Genomic DNA, 17069 nt, shown 5'->3' with positions numbered 1-17069 from the left:
TCGACGATGACCCGGCGCCGCGTTGTTGTCACGGGTTTGGGATGCATCAGCCCCGTGGGCAACACGGTCGCCGATGCATGGTCCAACCTGCTTGCCGGTCAGTCCGGCATTGGTCCCATCACCCGTTTTGATGCCTCAGCCATGTCCTGCCGGATCGTGGGTGAAGTCAAAAACTTTGATCTCGAGTCTTACATCAGCGCCAAAGAGGCGCGAACGATGGACCGCTTCATCCATTACGGCATTGCTGCTGCCGCCCAGGCCATTCAGGATTCTGGGCTGGCCACTGGCGATGCACTGGATGAAGAAGAGGCTTGTCGCATTGGTGTGGTCATTGGTTCGGGCATTGGCGGCTTGCCGCTGATCGAAGAAACCCACATTGAGTACACGGCGCGCGGCGCGCGTCGCATTTCCCCATTTTTCGTCCCGGCCTCGATCATCAACATGATCTCAGGCCATGTGTCGATGCGCAGTGGTTTCAAAGGCCCCAACCTGGCCGTTGTGACCGCTTGCACCACAGGTTTACACAGCATTGGCGAAGCCGGTCGTTTGATCGAATACGGCGACGCTGACGTGATGATTGCAGGTGGCTCTGAAGGCACTGTATCGCCGCTGGGCGTGGGTGGCTTTGCTGCCATGCGCGCCTTGTCGACCCGCAATGAAGACCCCACAGCGGCATCGCGTCCCTGGGACAAAGACCGCGACGGTTTTGTGCTGGGCGAAGGCGCTGGCGTGATGGTGCTCGAAGAGTACGAACACGCCAAGGCCCGTGGTGCCAAGATCTATGCCGAGCTGTCTGGCTATGGCATGAGTGCTGACGCGGGTCACATGACTGCTCCCAGCATGGACGGCCCGCGCCGCGCCATGCTCAACGCACTGCGCAATGCAGGCGTCAATGCCGACCAAATCGACTACCTCAATGCCCATGGCACGTCCACGCCGCTGGGTGACATCAACGAAACCAATGCCATCAAGGCGGCTTTGGGCGACCACGCGTACAAAACCGTGGTCAGCTCCACCAAGTCCATGACCGGTCACCTGTTGGGTGGCGCGGGCGGCATTGAGAGTGTGTTCACTGTGCTGGCGTTGCATCACCAAAAAGTGCCGCCGACCATCAACCTGGTCAACCCCGACCCCGAATGTGATCTGGACTACTGTGCCAACACGGCACGCGATTTGAAAATCGATGTGGCCCTGAAAAACAACTTCGGTTTTGGCGGTACCAACGGTTCGCTGGTTTTCAAGCGCATCTGACGCGAGACGCCCTGATGCACAACGCCCCACCTGTGGTTTACCCGGTGGGGCGTTTTGTTTGGAGTTGGGGCTTGGGCCTGCTGTGGGCTTTTGGGGGGGCGCTGGGACTGAGTCAATGGCAATTGGCAAGTTCAGTCACCCTGATAACGGTCATTTCTGCATGGCTGGTTTGGAGTCTTTGTCTGATGCTGGCTGCGTTGTGCTGGAGACGTGAACGCCTGAACTCCGGTCAGTTGGTCTGGAGTGGAGAGCAGTGGCTGTGGCGGGATGTGAAGGGTGTGGAGACAGCGCAAGCTTTGAAGCCTTTGCTGGATGTCGGAGACGCCATGGTTGTATGCATCCGTCCATCTGGTGCCACTTTTGGGCAAGCTTCTCACATGGTATGGCTGCACCGTCAATCGATGCCCCACGACTGGCATGGCTTTCGATGCGCTGTATATTCGCGCCCACCATTGCCGCATCCGCCCGCCCAATTTGTTCAAGGTTTGTAAAGTCATCTTGAACTTGTGGGGCAAGCCACAAACTACAGAATGTTTTCTCGCAATGACATACACAAGGAGAGATGTGTGATCAAAAAATATGGGTTCAAAGCCAGATTGGCCAGTGTGTTGTTCATCAGCATGTTCAGCAGTGCGTGGATGTTCTCGCCAATGACTGCTGCGGCACAAAGTTCGTCTGTTGCGCTTCGCGGATTGCCTGACTTCACGGAGTTGGTTGAACAAGTCGGTCCATCCGTTGTCAATATACGCACACTTGAAAAAGTGCGTGTTGGCAACCCCGCGCCGGGATCTCAGGACGAGGAAATGCAGGAGTTGTTTCGCCGCTTTTTCGGTGTGCCCATGCCCAGTGTTCCCAATGCGCCGAGACAGGCACCCCGTCAAAATCGGCCTCAGGAAGAGGCTCAACCGCGTGGCGTGGGGTCTGGTTTCATTTTGAGTGCAGACGGTTTCATCATGACCAATGCCCATGTGGTGGACGGCGCAGACGAGGTGCTGGTCACACTGACGGATAAACGCGAATTCAAGGCGCGCATCGTCGGGGCTGACAAGCGCACCGATGTGGCCGTTGTGAAAATTCAGGCTACAGGTTTGCCTGCCGTGCGGGTGGGTGATGTGGGCCGTCTCAAAGTGGGTGAATGGGTCATGGCGATTGGCTCTCCGTTTGGACTGGAAAACAGCGTGACAGCGGGCATTGTGAGCGCCAAGCAACGCGACACAGGTGAGTATTTGCCCTTTATCCAGACCGATGTCGCCATCAACCCAGGCAATTCCGGTGGGCCGCTGATCAATATGCGGGGTGAAGTGGTTGGGATCAACAGTCAGATTTATTCACGCTCGGGCGGCTTCATGGGCATTTCCTTTGCGATTCCCATGGATGAGGCCATGCGGGTGAGCGAGCAATTGCGCAGCAATGGCCGTGTCAGTCGTGGACGCATTGGCGTGCAAATTGCGCCTGTGACCAAAGAAGTGGCCGAATCCATCGGTCTCGAAAAAGCGCAAGGGGTGCTGGTGCGTGGCGTTGAGGAGGGTTCACCCGCTGAAAAGGCCGGTATAGAAGCGGGCGACATCATCACCCGTTTTGAAGGCAAAGTGATTGATAAACCAGCCGATTTGCCGCGCGCTGTGGGCAACACCAAACCGGGAAGCCGGGCGGCCATCACGATTTTTCGGCGTGGAAAATCACAGGAACTGAATGTGATGGTTGCCGAAATTGAAGCTGACAAGCCGATCGCCGCAGCGCCCGATAAAAAAGCTCAAACTGCTGCGGTTCAGCACTTGGGTTTGAGTGTGAGCGACTTGACTGAGGCTGTGAAAAAGGAGTTTCGTGTGCGTGGCGGTGTGCGCGTGGATGCTGCGGTAGACGCAGCCGCGCGCGCGGGTATCCGTGAGGGTGATTTGGTGTTGGCCATTGCCAACACGGAGGTCACATCTGTGAAGGAGTTTGATGCCCTCATGTCCCGAATTGACAAGAATCGACCCGTGAGTGTGTTGATTCGCCGCGGCGATGGTGCGCAGTACGTATTGATTCGTCCTGGAAAGTGAGCAGGCCTGCTTGTCAAATGCCCTTGGTTCTTTTCAGGGCATGTGTACGATTTGGCATGCATTCAGAATATTCTGATGCAAAAAAATCAGGTCATGAAAATAATTTTAAAAGTGTGTGTTTGCTGACTTTTTGCATCGCTCATGACTAATCTGGATAAAATCATGTGTCTTGACCAAGGATTGATGGCATAAATCGCAGGGCTGGATTCACCATGTGGGATTCCTCACAGGTGTCCACAGATGACACACAAGTTATTCAGGTAAAGACCTCAAGGGTTGTGAATAAGTTGTGGATAAAGTTCATGTTGCAAAGCAGCAACGACCTGTGAAACGTGATTTTGGGGCTGTGCGAATGGGGTAATTTGCCTACAATGAAACCCCAACTATCGCAGTTGCCATAGATTGTTGGTTCAGGGCGCGTCACCACCAGACGCGCCCTTTTTTCTTTTTACGGATCCTTGATCCACAAATACTTGCAGACCTTGTTTGATGAATCACATCAGAAATTTTTCGATCATTGCGCACATTGACCACGGCAAATCCACGCTGGCCGATCGCTTGATTCAGCGTTGCGGAGGTCTGGAGGCTCGTGAAATGGAAGCCCAGGTGCTGGACTCGATGGACATCGAGAAAGAGCGCGGCATCACCATCAAAGCGCAGACCGCTGCGCTCCACTACAAAGCCAAAGACGGGCAGGTCTACAACCTGAATCTGATCGACACGCCTGGCCATGTGGACTTCTCCTATGAAGTCTCGCGCTCGCTGTCGGCCTGTGAAGGCGCTTTGCTGGTGGTGGATGCCAGTCAAGGCGTGGAAGCCCAAACAGTGGCCAACTGTTACACCGCCCTTGACTTGGGCGTGGAAGTGGTGCCGGTGCTCAACAAAATGGATTTGCCCAACGCCGATCCCGACAATGCCCGCAGCGAAGTGGAAGACGTGATCGGCATTGACGCAACCGATGCAATTCCATGCTCGGCCAAAACCGGCATGGGCATTGAAGAAATCCTCGAAGCCGTGGTCGCCCGCATTCCTCCGCCCAAGGGCAATCCCGATGCGCCGCTGCGCGCCATGATCATCGACAGCTGGTTTGACAGCTATGTCGGTGTGGTCATGCTGGTGCGTGTGGTCGATGGCCAGTTGCTCAAAGGTGAGCGCATCCGCATGATGGCCAGTAACGCGGTGTACGAAGCGGGCAGCCTGGGTGTGTTCACCCCCGCCAACCAACCGCGCGAATCGCTCAAGGCGGGCGAGGTGGGCTACATCATTGCGGGCATCAAGGAGTTGCAAGCCGCCAAGGTGGGTGACACCGTCACTTTGGAAAAGAAACTGCCCAACAATTTGGGCCCTGCCGCCGAGGCCCTTCCGGGTTTCAAAGAAATTCAGCCTCAAGTGTTTGCCGGTCTGTACCCGACGGAAGCCAACCAATACGACGGTCTGCGTGACGCGCTCGAAAAACTCAAGCTCAACGATGCGTCTTTGCATTACGAACCCGAAGTCTCTCAAGCACTGGGCTTTGGTTTTCGCTGCGGCTTTTTGGGCTTGCTGCACATGGAAATTGTGCAAGAGCGTCTGGAGCGCGAATTTGACCAGGACCTGATCACCACCGCGCCCAGCGTGGTGTACCAAGTGGTCCAGCCCGGTGGAGAGGTTGTCATGGTGGAAAACCCCTCCAAGATGCCTGACCAAGGCAAATTGCAGGAAATCCGCGAACCCATCGTCACGGTGCACCTGTACATGCCGCAAGACTATGTCGGCCCCGTGATGACACTGGCCAACCAAAAGCGCGGCGTCCAGATGAACATGGCCTATCACGGTCGCCAGGTCATGCTGACCTATGAAATGCCGCTCGGCGAGATCGTGCTCGACTTCTTCGATAAGCTCAAATCGGTCAGCCGAGGCTATGCCTCGATGGATTACGAGTTCAAGGAGTTCCGGGCATCCGACGTGGTGAAAGTGGACATTTTGCTCAACGGCGAAAAGGTCGATGCCCTGTCCATCATCGTTCACCGTTCACAGTCCCAGTACCGGGGACGTGCGGTGGTGGCCAAGATGCGCGAGATCATCAGCCGCCAGATGTTCGATGTGGCGATTCAGGCGGCCATTGGTGCCAACATCATTGCCCGTGAGAGCATCAAGGCCTTGCGCAAAAACGTGCTGGCCAAGTGCTACGGCGGCGACATTTCGCGCAAGCGCAAACTGCTTGAAAAGCAAAAAGCCGGTAAAAAGCGCATGAAACAGATTGGTTCGGTCGAGGTGCCTCAAGAGGCGTTCTTGGCCATTTTGCAGGTGGAAGATTGATGCAGTTCTTGACTTCTTTGGTGTTGTCCGCTTTTGTGGGCTATGCAGGTGCCTGGTATACGGGCTTCATTGACGGCAACTTTGCGCTGCTCTTGCTGGTGGCCACCGTGGTCACAGGCATTTATTGGCTGGCCGAGCGCTTTGTGTTCTTGCCGCAGCGCCAAAGGGCGGCCGCTCAACTGGCGGCAGAAACCGCGCAGCGCCGTGCAGAACTGGCCAAGATGGGCATCGACAAGGTGGATACGAACATCAAGGAAGCGCAAGAAAAATTGCTGATGCAACCTTGGTGGCTGGATTGGACCGCTGGCTTGTTCCCGGTCATCATCGTGGTGTTCATCTTGCGCTCGTTCCTGTTCGAACCCTTCAAGATTCCATCCGGCTCGATGATCCCGACCCTGCACATTGGAGATTTGATTCTGGTCAACAAGTTTCACTATGGCATTCGCCTGCCCGTCGCCAATACCAAGCTGACCGAGGGCACGCCAGTGCAACGCGGCGACGTGATGGTGTTCCGTTACCCGCCCAAACCCAGCGTGGATTACATCAAGCGCGTGGTGGGGGTGCCGGGGGATGAGGTGGCCTACCTCAACAAGAAGCTCAGCATCAATGGCAAAGAGGTGCCCAGCCAGGACTTGCCCGACTTTTTTGACGAGTCGACCATGCGTTACTTCAAACACCGGAGCGAGACTTTGGGTGCCAAGCCGCATCAGACCATTCAGGACGATGACCGTCCTGCTTTCGTGCCCGGCGCAGACCAATTCGTCGGCCGTGAAAACTGCAACTACACGGTGGAGGGCGTGACCTGCAAAGTGCCTGCAGGTCACTATTTCATGATGGGTGACAACCGTGACAACTCGCTGGATTCGCGCTATTGGGGCTTCGTGCCCGATGCCAACATCGTGGGCAAAGCCTTTTTCGTGTGGATGAACTTTGGCAACCTCAAGCGCATTGGCGCTTTTGACTGAGGTGAGCGTGGCCACATCTCCCGCCTTGTCTGAACTGCAAATCCGCCTGGGCTATGCATTTCGCCAAGTGGGTTTGCTGCAGCAGGCGCTGACGCACCGCAGCTTCAGCGCCGACCATTACGAACGCTTGGAGTTTTTGGGCGACTCGGTGCTCAATTTGGCGGTCTCGCACATGTTGTATGTCCAACTGGCCGACATGCCTGAAGGTGACTTGTCACGCGTACGGGCCAACCTGGTCAAGCAAGACACGCTGCACCAATTGGCCAAGACGCTGGACGTTTCTGAGGTCATGCGTCTGGGTGAAGGCGAGATGCGTTCCGGCGGGCAGGGCAGACCTTCCATCTTGGCTGACATGGTCGAAGCCATCATTGGCGCGGTTTACCTGGATGGCGGCTACCCAGCTGCCCAAGCGCTGGTCGAACGCCTGTTCGCCAAGGTGGACATCAAACCCGACATGCAAGCCGTTGGCAAAGACCCCAAGACCGAATTGCAGGAGTGGCTGCAAGGGCGCAAGTTGGCCTTGCCCAAATACACCGTGGTCGGCACCTCCGGCGCGGCGCACCGCCAGCAGTTCGAGGTCTCTTGCGAGGTGACCGAATTGCGCCAAACCCAACAAGGCTCGGGCGCATCGCGTCGCGCCGCCGAACAAGCAGCGGCCGCCGCCATGCTGCTCACCTTGAAATCCGAAAGCGCCGCATGAGCACCGACAAAAAAACGCCTGAAACTGAACGCACACCTCAAGAGCAAACCATGCGCCGCCCCGTGCAAATCGCGGGCGTGACCATTCAGCCACGATCCTCCTCTGAGGACGCTTCTTTGGCTCCGGTTGCTGCTGCCCACGCGCCTGTGCCGGTGGAGGGGCAGCGCTGCGGCCTGGTGGCCATTGTGGGCAAACCCAACGTGGGCAAGTCCACCTTGCTCAACGCCTTGGTGGGCCAAAAAATCAGCATCACCTCGCGCAAAGCCCAAACCACACGCCACCGCATCACCGGCATCCGCACCCAGGGTGCGGCGCAGTATGTGTTTGTCGACACGCCGGGTTTCCAGACCATCCACGGCACCGCGCTCAACAAGTCGCTGAACAAAACCGTGGTCGGCGCTGTGAGCGATGTGGACTTGGTGCTGTTTGTGGTCGAGGCGGGCAGCTTCACCACGGCCGACGCCAAAGTGCTGGCGCTGCTCAAGCCCGGCATTCCTGTTTTGCTGGTGGCCAACAAACTGGACAACGTGCACCGCCGTGGCGACATCGCGCCCTGGCTGCAAAGCATGCAAGAGCGCCACGCTTTCACCGAGTTCGTGCCCATGTCGGCCAAACAGCCCAAGGACATCGAGCGCCTGCTGGGCATTTGCGAAAAATACCTGCCCGAGCAGCCCTGGTGGCATGCCGAAGACGAACTCACCGACCGCAGCGAGAAGTTCCTGGCCAGCGAAATGGTGCGCGAAAAACTCTTCCGCCTGACGGGTGACGAGCTGCCCTACACCTCCACCGTGGTGATCGACAAGTTCGAAGAAGAAGCTGGTCGCACTGCCAAGCGCATGCTGCGCATTGCCGCCACCATCGTGGTCGAGCGCGAAGGGCACAAGGCCATGGTGATCGGCGACAAGGGCGAAAAGCTCAAGCGCATCGGCACCGAAACCCGCGTCGAGCTGGAAAAGCTGCTGGACGCCAAGGTGTTCATTGAGCTGTGGGTGAAGGTGCGTTCGGGCTGGGCCGACGACGAAGCCCGCGTGCGCAGCTTCGGCTACGAGTAATTCCACTGCCAATGGCCTCCAAGCGGATTGCAGACGAGCCAGCCTATGTGCTGCACCGCTACGACTGGAGTGAAACCAGTCTGATTCTGGAAGTCTTCACCCGCCACCACGGCCGTGTGGCCTTGGTGGCCAAGGGAGCCAAGCGCCCGACATCGAGTTTTCGGCCGGTGCTACTGCCGCTGCAGCCTTTGTCGCTGGCCTTTGGGGGCGACGGCGATATTCGCACCCTCAAATCGGCCGAATGGGTGGGCGGGCATGTCATGCCCACGGGCGAGGCGCTGTTGTCGGGCTACTACCTGAATGAGTTGCTGATGCGCCTGACCGCACGCGACGACCCCCACCCCGCTTTGTTCGAGATCTATGCTGCCGCTGTGCGCCTGCTGGCCAGTGGCGATCCCAATGCCCTGCAATGGGCCTTGCGTGGCTTTGAGCTGCTGCTGCTGCGCGAAATGGGCCTGTTGCCCGCTCTGAACCTGCAGACCCTGACCCTCAAGCCTTTGTCGCCCACGGACAGTTATGCGCTCGTGCCCGAGGCGGGATTGCAGTGGGTCAGCGATGACCCGCGCCACGCCTTGCGCGGTGAACATTGGCTGGCGCTGCACGCGGCTCTTGCATCACCCAGCCCCTTGGCGGCTTTGTTGCGCGAGTGCGCCGACCTGCTGGTGCAACTGCAGCGCCCCTTGCGCCTCTTGCTCAACTACCATTGCGGTGTGGGCGCTTTGCGCACCCGCCAAATGATGCTGGATTTGCAAACTTTATGAACACCTCCGCGACCCCTTCTTACCAAGGCGTGGCCCTGTCGGTCAACGTCAACAAAGTTGCGCTGCTGCGCAACTCACGCCACTTGGGCATTCCCAGCGTGGTCCGTGCCGCTGAGTTGTGCCTGCAAGCGGGCGCGAACGGCATCACCATCCACCCCCGGCCCGATGAGCGCCACATCCGCGCGAGCGATGTGCCGGAGCTGCACGCCCTGATGCAGGCTTGGCCCGAGCGCGAGTTCAACATCGAAGGCAACCCCTTTCACAACCTGATGGACCATGTGCGCGCCGTGCGCCCGCACCAGGTGACCTTCGTGCCCGACAGCGAAGGCCAGTTCACCAGCGACCACGGCTGGACCTTTCCGCAAGACGCCGAGCGCCTGAAACCTTTGATCGACGAATGCAAGGCGCTGGGCGTGCGCGTCAGCCTGTTCATGGACCCGATTCCGGAGCAAATGGCCGCCGCCCGCGCCGTGGGAGCCGACCGGGTGGAGCTCTACACCGAGCCCTATGCCGCCGCCTTTGGCACGCCAGCGCAAGCCATTCAGCTGCAGCGCTACGCCGATGCCGCCGTGGCCGCCACGCAAGCGGGCCTGGGCCTCAATGCTGGGCACGACCTGAACCGTGACAACCTGCCAGCCTTTGTGGCGGCGGTGAAGGGCCTGCAAGAAGTCTCGATCGGCCACGCCTTCATGGCCGATGCGCTGGAGATGGGCTATGCGGCTACTGTGCAAGCGTATATGACGCGATTGGGTTGAGCGTATAGAGTTCAGCGTTCAGCGTGAAGACATCAAAACCCCGCCCAACGCCCAACGCCCAACGCCCAACGCCCAACGCTCAACGCTCAACGCTCAACGCCCAACGCACAAGGCTCAACACTCAACCCCCAAAAAAAATGATTTACGGCATCGGCACCGACATCTGCGACATCCGTCGTATCAAAGCCAGTTTGGAGCGTCACGGTGAGCGCTTTGCAGCCAAGGTCTTGAGCGACGCCGAGTTGGCCACCTGGAAAGCCCGTAGCGCCCGCTGGCCTGAGCGGGGTGTGCGCTACCTGGCCACGCGCTTTTCGGCCAAAGAGGCGTTCAGCAAAGCCATTGGCTTGGGCATGCGCATGCCCATGACCTGGCGGCTGTGCGAGATCGGCAAACTGCCCAGCGGCCAGCCTGTGATCGTGCTGCATGGGGGCTTGAAAGACTGGTTTGAAGCCAAAAATCTCAGCGCCCACATCACCGTGACCGACGAGTCCGAATACGCGGCCAGTTTTTGCGTGGTCGAGACACTTGCCCCGGTGGTGCTGGCACCAGTCAAAGCACCCCCTTGAATTCCCCTTGTTCACCCTGAACTATTGAGTCACGCATGAGCATCCACGCCCCCCTGATCATCGACATTGCTGGCACCACGCTGACCGAGGTGGACCGCCGCCGCCTGGCACATCCGCTGACCGGCGGGATGATTCTCTTTGGTCGTAACTGGCAAAGCCGTGCGCAGCTGACCGAGTTGTGCGCCGCCGTCAAAGGCATCAGTGCGGACCTGCTGATCGCTGTCGACCACGAAGGCGGGCGCGTGCAGCGCTTTCGCACCGACGGCTTTACCCATTTGCCCAGCATGCGGGCCATAGGCGAGCTTTGGGGTCAGGACGAGAAGGGCCAACCCGGCTCGGGCGTGCTCAAGGCCTGTGAAGCGGCCACCTCGGCAGGCTTTGTGCTGGCCAGCGAGTTGCGTGCTTGCGGCGTGGACTACAGCTTCACGCCCGTGCTCGATCTGGACCATGGCGAGAGCGGTGTCATCGGTGACCGCGCTTTTGCCCGCGACCCGCGTGTGGTGAGTCTGCTGGCCCGCAGCCTGATGCAGGGCCTGCTGCAGGCAGGCATGGGCAACTGTGGCAAGCATTTCCCCGGGCATGGCGCCGTCAAAGCCGACTCGCATGTGGCCTTGCCGGTGGACAAGCGCAGCCTCAAAGCCATCCTGGCCGACGACGCCCAGCCCTACCGCTGGCTCACCAGCGTGCTGACTGCCGTCATGCCCGCCCATGTGATCTACAGCAAGGTCGACAGCCGCCCTGCAGGCTTTTCTCCGCGCTGGCTGCAGGACATCTTTCGAGGACAGTTGGGCTTTCAGGGGGTGGTTTGCACGGACGACTTGTCGATGGCCGCCGCACGCCAACTGGACGGGCGCACGCTCAGCTACACCGAAGCCGTGGTGACCGCATTGCAGGCAGGGTGCGACTTGGCCTTGTTGTGCAACCGCTCGGCCGTCCATGGTGGTGCTGAACTGGACGAAGTGCTTGACCAGTTGGCCGAAGCCCAGCTGAAAGGCCAATGGCAGCCCAACGAGGTCAGTGAAGAGCGTCGCCTGAACCTCTTGCCGCGCTCGCCCGCCCGCCCCTGGGACGAACTGGTGCGCTCGGCTGATTACATGCAGGCGCTCGATCACCTGCCTTGATGTTGTTTTGAGAAAGAAAAAGTTGTGGCCACTTTGCTGACTTGGGTGTTTCGACTGTTCATGACCTTCATGGGACTGGCTTTTTTGCTGGGCCTGGTGGTGGCCTTAGGGCTCTACATTGTCTGGGCCACGCTGCGCTGGCTGCTGACCGGGCGCAAGCCGCAGGTGGTGATGGTCTGGCAACAGTTCAGCGCCATGCGCAAGAACTTTGGCCAAGGCGGTTTCCGTGGGCAAACCGCCCCCGGTTCTGAAGAGGCTTGGGGCCGTGCGCAGACTCGCTCTTTCGGCGATCAGGTGGTCGATGTCGAAGTGCGCGAGGTGGTCGAAGACGCGCCTCGTTTGCCCCCTGAGCGGCGGGGCTGAGCCGTGATGGATCCATGAAGCAACCCGGCCATGGCCGGGTTGTTTGTGAGGCTTTGAGCGCTTATTCTTGCACGTGACGCAGGGCCGGGAACAGGATCACATCGCGGATGCTGGCGCTGTCGGTCAGCAGCATCATCAGGCGGTCAATGCCGATGCCGCAGCCGCCCGCAGGCGGCATGCCGTATTCGAGGGCGCGCACAAAGTCGTGGTCGTAGTACATGGCTTCGTCGTCGCCGTCGTCTTTGGCGGCGACTTGGGCTTGGAAGCGTGCGGCTTGGTCTTCGGCGTCGTTCAACTCACTGAAGCCATTGCCGAACTCGCGGCCAGTGATGTAGAGCTCAAAGCGCTCGGTCACTTCGGGGCGGTTGTCGTTGGCGCGGGCCAGCGGGCTGATCTCGGTGGGGTGCTCCATGATGAAGGTCGGCTCCCAGAGCTTGTCTTCCACGGTTTCCTCAAAGTAAAACACCTGCAAGCTGGCCAGGCTGCGGGTGGACAGCTTGTCCTTGGCTTCGCTCATGCCCAGCTTTTTCAGGGCATTGATCAGCCACTCGGCGTTGTCCACGTTTTCACCGGCTTCGGTGTGCTTGACGATGGCTTCGCGGATGGTCATGCGGGCGAAAGGCTTGTTCAGGTCCACGGGCTTGCCGTTGTAGGTCAGGTCGAGAGTGCCCGCAGCGGTCATGGCTGCGTCGCGGATCAGGCTTTCGGTAAATCCCATCAGGTCCTGGTAGTTCCAGTAGGCTGCGTAGAACTCCATCATGGTGAACTCGGGGTTGTGTCGCACCGAGATGCCTTCGTTGCGGAAGTTGCGGTTGATCTCAAACACACGCTCAAAGCCCCCCACCAGCAAACGCTTGAGGTACAACTCGGGCGCGATGCGCAAAAACATCTCTTGGTCCAGCGCGTTGTGGTGCGTCACAAAGGGTTTGGCGTTGGCACCACCGGGAATGGGGTGCAGCATGGGCGTTTCGACTTCCAAAAAGCCGTGTTGAACCATGAACTCGCGAATGCCGCTCACGGCCTTGCTGCGGACCGCAAAGCGCTTGCGGGCGGTTTCGTCGGTCATCAGGTCCACATAGCGCTGGCGGTACTTGACTTCCTGGTCGGCGACACCGTGGAACTTGTCGGGCATGGGGCGCAGGCTCTTGGTGAGCATGCGGATGCTGGTCGCGTGGATCGACAATTCGCCCGTGCGGGTTTTGAACAAATGGCCTTCCACGCCCACGATGTCGCCCAGGTCCCAGTGTTTGAACAGGGCGTACAGCTCTTCGCCCACATCGTCGCGGGTCACATAGACCTGGATGCGGCCCGTGGCGTCTTGCAGCGTGGCAAAACTGGCCTTGCCCATCACGCGCTTGAGCATCATGCGGCCCGCGACTTTGGCCATGGTTTTGGCCACGCCTTCGCCGTTCAGGGCTTCGGCGTCTTTGTCGCCATGGGCTTGGTGCAGGTTGGCCGCGTGGTGCTCGGGCTTGAAGTCGTTGGGGAAGGCCACGCCTTTGCCATCGGCTTGCGCCTGCCGCATGGCCTTGAGCTTTTCACGGCGCTCGGCGATCAGCTGGTTTTCATCTTGTGGGGCTGGCGTGGGTGCTGCTGCTGAGGCTTGGGTGTCGGACATGTGTGGCTGGTGGTTGGGGTCGGGGCGCAATGCGTGCCTGAACCTGGATGACGTCAATGAAAGGAGGGCAAGGCTGCGCCAAGGCGCAAAACCCGCTATTTTAAGAGTTCGCGGGGGGCTTTTGGCCGGGGCTGCCTGGCGGCGTGGCCGAAGGCTGAGGAGCGCGCTCAGAGGGCGCCACCATGTCGCCGATCAACTCCAGCCGCATCAGGGGCTCTTGCAGGGCAAAAAGTCGGTATTTCATCTGCAGGGGCAAGGGCAGCAATTCGCCCCAGCGGTGGGACAGCCAGCTGCAGTCCTGCAGCCGCCAGGCTTCGGCCCAGTGGGGCACCACGCTGGCTTGTTCGCTCACTTGGGTCAGGATGTCGTGCATGTGCGCCGACAGGTGTTGCAGGTCTTCTGGCACTTGCACGGCCGGCTCAGGGGGCAGGGCTTGCACTTGGCCCGTCCACATGCCATTGCTGCGCTGCTGCGTGGCCTGGATGCTGAATTTCTCCACACCCCGACACCAGACCATGACCAATCCGGGCTGAGGCCGCTCGATGCGCTCGATCTGCACTCGCGTGCCCATGGCTTCAAACTGTTCGGCCGCTTCGCCAGGCCGGTGCACTTCGCGCCCTTGGGTGAGCGTCACCACGCCAAAGCCGGAGCCTTGGCGTTCGCATTCGCCAATCATGTGCAGATATCGCAGCTCAAAGAGTTGCAGGGGCAACAAAGCGCCGGGAAAAAGCACGGTGCCCAGGGGGAACAGGGGCAATTCCGTCCATGAAGCGGGGGATGGGGTGGGCGCGGAATTCATCTGGGTATCATCGCACGAGCAGGAGAAAAGCAATGTGGTTTCAGATGGTCAGTATGGTGTTGGAAGTGGTCGCGGGCTTGGTGGCGGGCACCTGTTTGCTGCGTTTTCTGATGCAGTGGCAGCGCGTTTCTTTCAATCAACCCTTGGGGCGTTTTGTGTTTGCGATGACGGATTGGCTGATTTTGCCGTTGCGCAAAGTCATTCCTTCCGTGTCGGCTTGGGACTTGTCGAGTCTGGTGGCCGCTTGGTTGATCAAGTTGGTGCAGTTTTTGCTGCTTTGGCTGGTGGCGGGTGGACACGGCGCTTTGGCCCTGCTGCCCTTGGTCAGCCTGATCGGGCTGGTGCAGTTGCTGGTCTCGGCCTTGAGTGCGCTGGTCCTGGTGCTGGCCATCACGTCCTGGGTCAACCCGGGTGCGCCTATACATGTGATGGCCATGCGTTTGTGTGAGCCTTTTTTGCGTCCTTTTCAGCGTGTCGTGCCCCTGTTGGGGGGCATCGATTTGTCGCCCATAGCACTGTTGCTGGTGTTGCAGTTGCTGGGGATGCTGCTTTCAGGCCTGCAGATGAGCCTGATGCGCTGATGTGCTGATGCACGGTCGCGACTTCTCTCGCAGGTCGGCACTCGAAGAGTCCGACGTGGGTGGTGCGCAGGAGCGGGTGACTGCGGCTTTATGGTGGTTCAAGCAAACGTCGGGGTCTTCGACCACCGACCTACGGGTGCTGTCTTGTAGGTCGGCACTCGAAGAGTCCGACGAGGGTGGTGAGCAGGAGCGGGTGACTGCGGCGTTATGGTGGTTCAAGCAAACGTCGGGGGCTTCGACCACCTACCTGCGGGGCGCTGTGTTGTAGGTCGGCACTCGAAGAGTCCGACTTGGGTGGTGCGCCGCTACGGCCAGCTTGGTTGTTGCGATTCGGTGACCCATCCTGCAATGACAAAGGCCCTCATTTGAGGGCCTTTGTCATGTGTGGGCAAACGTTCAACTCACGGCATCGGCCGGTTGGCGTTGCAGCATGGCCAGGGTGCTGGCGATGGTTTTGCGCAGTTCACGGCGATCGCAGATGAAGTCCACCGCGCCTTTGGTTTGCAGGAACTCCGCACGCTGGAAGCCCTCGGGCAAGGTCACGCGCACGGTGCTTTCGATCACGCGGGGACCGGCAAATCCGATCAGGGCTTTGGGTTCGGCAATGACCACATCACCCAAGAAGGCAAAACCGGCCGACACACCGCCCATGGTGGGATCGGTCAGCACGCTGATGTAGGGCAGGCCTTTTTTGGCCAGGCGGGTCAGTGCGGCGTTGGTTTTGGCCATTTGCATGAGTGACAGCAGGCCTTCTTGCATGCGGGCGCCACCCGTGGCGGTGAAGCACACGAAAGGCACTTTTTGCGCGATGGCGGTTTCCACGCCGCGCACAAAGCGCTCGCCCACCACCGAGCCCATGGAGCCGCCCATGAAGTCGAACTCGAAACAAGCCACCACCAACTCAATGCTGTGCACGGCACCACCCATGACCACCAGGGCATCGGTTTCACCGGTGTTGTCCATGGCTTCTTTCAGGCGCTCAGGGTATTTGCGGCTGTCTTTGAACTTGATCGGGTCAACCGGCACCACTTCCTGGCCGATTTCGTAGCGGCCTTCGCCGTCCAGGAAGCTGTTCAGGCGGGCACGAGCGCCAATGCGCAGGTGGTGCGAGCAGCTGGGGCAGACGTTCTGGTTTTCTTCGAGGTCGGTCTTGTAAAGCACGGTCTCGCAGCTGGGGCATTTGACCCACAAGCCTTCAGGCACCGAGCGGCGGTCGGCCGGGTCGGTGTGCTGGATTTTTGGGGGGAGCAGTTTTTCTAGCCAACTCATGAGGATTCTCCTTCAGGGGCGGATTATCGTTGAAACGCTTTCGGTGCTTTTGTCGGCTTTCGGTGACGGGACAGTTCAGGCGTCAAGCGCCTGGCGGATACCGCTCAGGAACTCTGCGGCCACGCTGTTGATCTGCTCAGTTGGGGCCGCATCGATCAACTGGATCAATCGGCTGCCGATCACCACCGCGTCGGCCACGCGGCTGATGGCCTTGGCGGTCTGAGCGTCGCGGATGCCAAAACCTACGCCGACGGGCACGCTGACGTGCTGGCGAATGCGCGGCAGCATGGCCTCGACCGCGTCGGTGTCGAGCGTGCCCGAGCCGGTCACGCCCTTGAGCGACACGTAATACACATAGCCGCTGGCCACTTGGGCCACCTGCTGCATGCGCTCGTCGGTGCTGGTGGGGGCCAGCAAGAAGATCAGGTCCATGCTGTGGGCGCGCAGCTTGGCGGCAAATTCGACGCACTCTTCGGGCGGGTAGTCGACGATCAGCACGCCGTCCACACCCGCTGCCGAGGCGTCTCGGATGAAGCTGTCAGCGCCGTGTTTCTGGTCGTAGCGCTCCACTGGGTTGGCGTAACCCATCAGCACCACCGGGGTGGTGGTGTTGGTTTGGCGGAATTCGCGCACCATGGCCAGCACTTGCACGGTGCCAATGCCCAGAGCCAGGGCTTTGTCGCCCGCTTTTTGGATCACCGGGCCGTCGGCCGAGGGGTCTGAAAACGGCACCCCCAGCTCGATGATGTCGGCCCCGGCTTCGGCCATGGCATGCATCAGGGGCACGGTGGTGGTTTTTTGGGGGAAGCCTGCCGTGACATACGGGATCAGGGCTTTGCGGCCCTGAGACTTCAGGGCGGAGAGGGTGGCGTCGATGCGGCTCATGATCGGTTAGGCGTTAAGTGTTGGGCGTTGGGCGTTGATGTGG

17 protein-coding genes are annotated in these 17069 nt (G+C 59.6%); 13 read left to right on the top strand and 4 right to left on the bottom strand.

Annotation, left to right across the window (positions count from 1 at the left end; all coding sequences use genetic code 11):
* The first annotated feature begins 6 nt into the window (after positions 1-6).
* The 12 genes from fabF (at position 7) to H663_RS36500 (ending at position 11874) form a co-directional block, all read left to right on the top strand.
* Entirely contained in the window at positions 7-1251 is a 1245-nt protein-coding gene (gene fabF, locus H663_RS36555) for a beta-ketoacyl-ACP synthase II (protein ID WP_053170264.1), read from the top strand.
* A 71-nt stretch (positions 1252-1322) separates the two neighbouring features.
* Complete coding sequence (locus tag H663_RS41705; protein ID WP_165803942.1) at positions 1323-1742, top strand: hypothetical protein; 420 nt, start codon at positions 1323-1325, stop codon at positions 1740-1742.
* Between the two features lie 129 nt (positions 1743-1871).
* Positions 1872-3293 carry a DegQ family serine endoprotease gene (locus H663_RS36545; protein ID WP_053171533.1) on the top strand — a complete coding sequence of 474 codons (1422 nt, stop codon included), beginning with the start codon at positions 1872-1874 and terminating at the stop codon, positions 3291-3293.
* A 489-nt stretch (positions 3294-3782) separates the two neighbouring features.
* The gene (gene lepA / locus H663_RS36540) at positions 3783-5591 is read left to right on the top strand and encodes a translation elongation factor 4 (RefSeq protein ID WP_053170261.1); all 1809 of its coding nucleotides are present in this window, start codon (positions 3783-3785) and stop codon (positions 5589-5591) included.
* Entirely contained in the window at positions 5591-6556 is a 966-nt protein-coding gene (gene lepB / locus H663_RS36535; RefSeq protein WP_053170257.1) for a signal peptidase I, read from the top strand. Before lepA ends, lepB begins: the two co-directional genes overlap by 1 nt.
* 7 nt (positions 6557-6563) lie before the next feature.
* Positions 6564-7256: a ribonuclease III gene (rnc, locus tag H663_RS36530; RefSeq protein ID WP_053171530.1), complete on the top strand. Its 693-nt coding sequence runs from the start codon at positions 6564-6566 to the stop codon at positions 7254-7256.
* Positions 7253-8308: a GTPase Era gene (era, locus tag H663_RS36525; RefSeq protein ID WP_205872742.1), complete on the top strand. Its 1056-nt coding sequence runs from the start codon at positions 7253-7255 to the stop codon at positions 8306-8308. The genes rnc and era overlap by 4 nt, the downstream gene beginning before the upstream one ends.
* An 11-nt stretch (positions 8309-8319) precedes the next feature.
* Complete coding sequence (gene recO, locus H663_RS36520; protein ID WP_053170255.1) at positions 8320-9069, top strand: DNA repair protein RecO; 750 nt, start codon at positions 8320-8322, stop codon at positions 9067-9069.
* The gene (locus tag H663_RS36515) at positions 9066-9824 is read left to right on the top strand and encodes a pyridoxine 5'-phosphate synthase (protein ID WP_053170253.1); all 759 of its coding nucleotides are present in this window, start codon (positions 9066-9068) and stop codon (positions 9822-9824) included. Before recO ends, H663_RS36515 begins: the two co-directional genes overlap by 4 nt.
* A gap of 137 nt (positions 9825-9961) precedes the next feature.
* Positions 9962-10390 carry a holo-ACP synthase gene (gene acpS / locus H663_RS36510; RefSeq protein ID WP_053170251.1) on the top strand — a complete coding sequence of 143 codons (429 nt, stop codon included), beginning with the start codon at positions 9962-9964 and terminating at the stop codon, positions 10388-10390.
* Positions 10391-10425: 35 nt separating this feature from the next.
* Positions 10426-11511 (top strand): beta-N-acetylhexosaminidase, encoded by a 1086-nt coding sequence (gene nagZ, locus H663_RS36505; RefSeq protein WP_053170249.1) that lies wholly within the window; start codon positions 10426-10428, stop codon positions 11509-11511.
* A 24-nt stretch (positions 11512-11535) separates the two neighbouring features.
* A complete protein-coding gene (locus H663_RS36500) occupies positions 11536-11874 on the top strand; it encodes a hypothetical protein (RefSeq protein WP_240620555.1) in 339 nt (112 codons plus the stop codon).
* A 61-nt stretch (positions 11875-11935) separates the two neighbouring features.
* Here H663_RS36500 and lysS read toward each other — a convergent pair whose 3' ends face one another.
* Complete coding sequence (gene lysS / locus H663_RS36495; protein WP_053171521.1) at positions 11936-13492, bottom strand: lysine--tRNA ligase; 1557 nt, start codon at positions 13490-13492, stop codon at positions 11936-11938.
* A gap of 100 nt (positions 13493-13592) precedes the next feature.
* The gene (locus H663_RS36490; RefSeq protein WP_053170247.1) at positions 13593-14291 is read right to left on the bottom strand and encodes an LON peptidase substrate-binding domain-containing protein; all 699 of its coding nucleotides are present in this window, start codon (positions 14289-14291) and stop codon (positions 13593-13595) included.
* A 32-nt stretch (positions 14292-14323) separates the two neighbouring features.
* Here H663_RS36490 and H663_RS36485 point away from each other — a divergent pair, with 32 nt between their 5' ends.
* Positions 14324-14872: a YggT family protein gene (locus H663_RS36485; RefSeq protein ID WP_053170245.1), complete on the top strand. Its 549-nt coding sequence runs from the start codon at positions 14324-14326 to the stop codon at positions 14870-14872.
* A gap of 396 nt (positions 14873-15268) precedes the next feature.
* On the opposite strand, the gene accD is transcribed toward H663_RS36485, so the two are convergent.
* Positions 15269-16141: an acetyl-CoA carboxylase, carboxyltransferase subunit beta gene (gene accD / locus H663_RS36475; protein WP_053170241.1), complete on the bottom strand. Its 873-nt coding sequence runs from the start codon at positions 16139-16141 to the stop codon at positions 15269-15271.
* Positions 16142-16216: 75 nt separating this feature from the next.
* Complete coding sequence (gene trpA, locus H663_RS36470; protein WP_053170239.1) at positions 16217-17026, bottom strand: tryptophan synthase subunit alpha; 810 nt, start codon at positions 17024-17026, stop codon at positions 16217-16219.
* Between the last annotated feature and the right edge of the window lie 43 nt (positions 17027-17069).

Origin of the sequence: Limnohabitans planktonicus II-D5 (assembly GCF_001270065.2) — a bacterium.
Lineage (GTDB): Bacteria > Pseudomonadota > Gammaproteobacteria > Burkholderiales > Burkholderiaceae_C > Limnohabitans_A > Limnohabitans_A planktonicus.
Note: the sequence above shows the minus strand (reverse complement) of the source record. Positions and strands in the feature narration are given on the sequence as shown.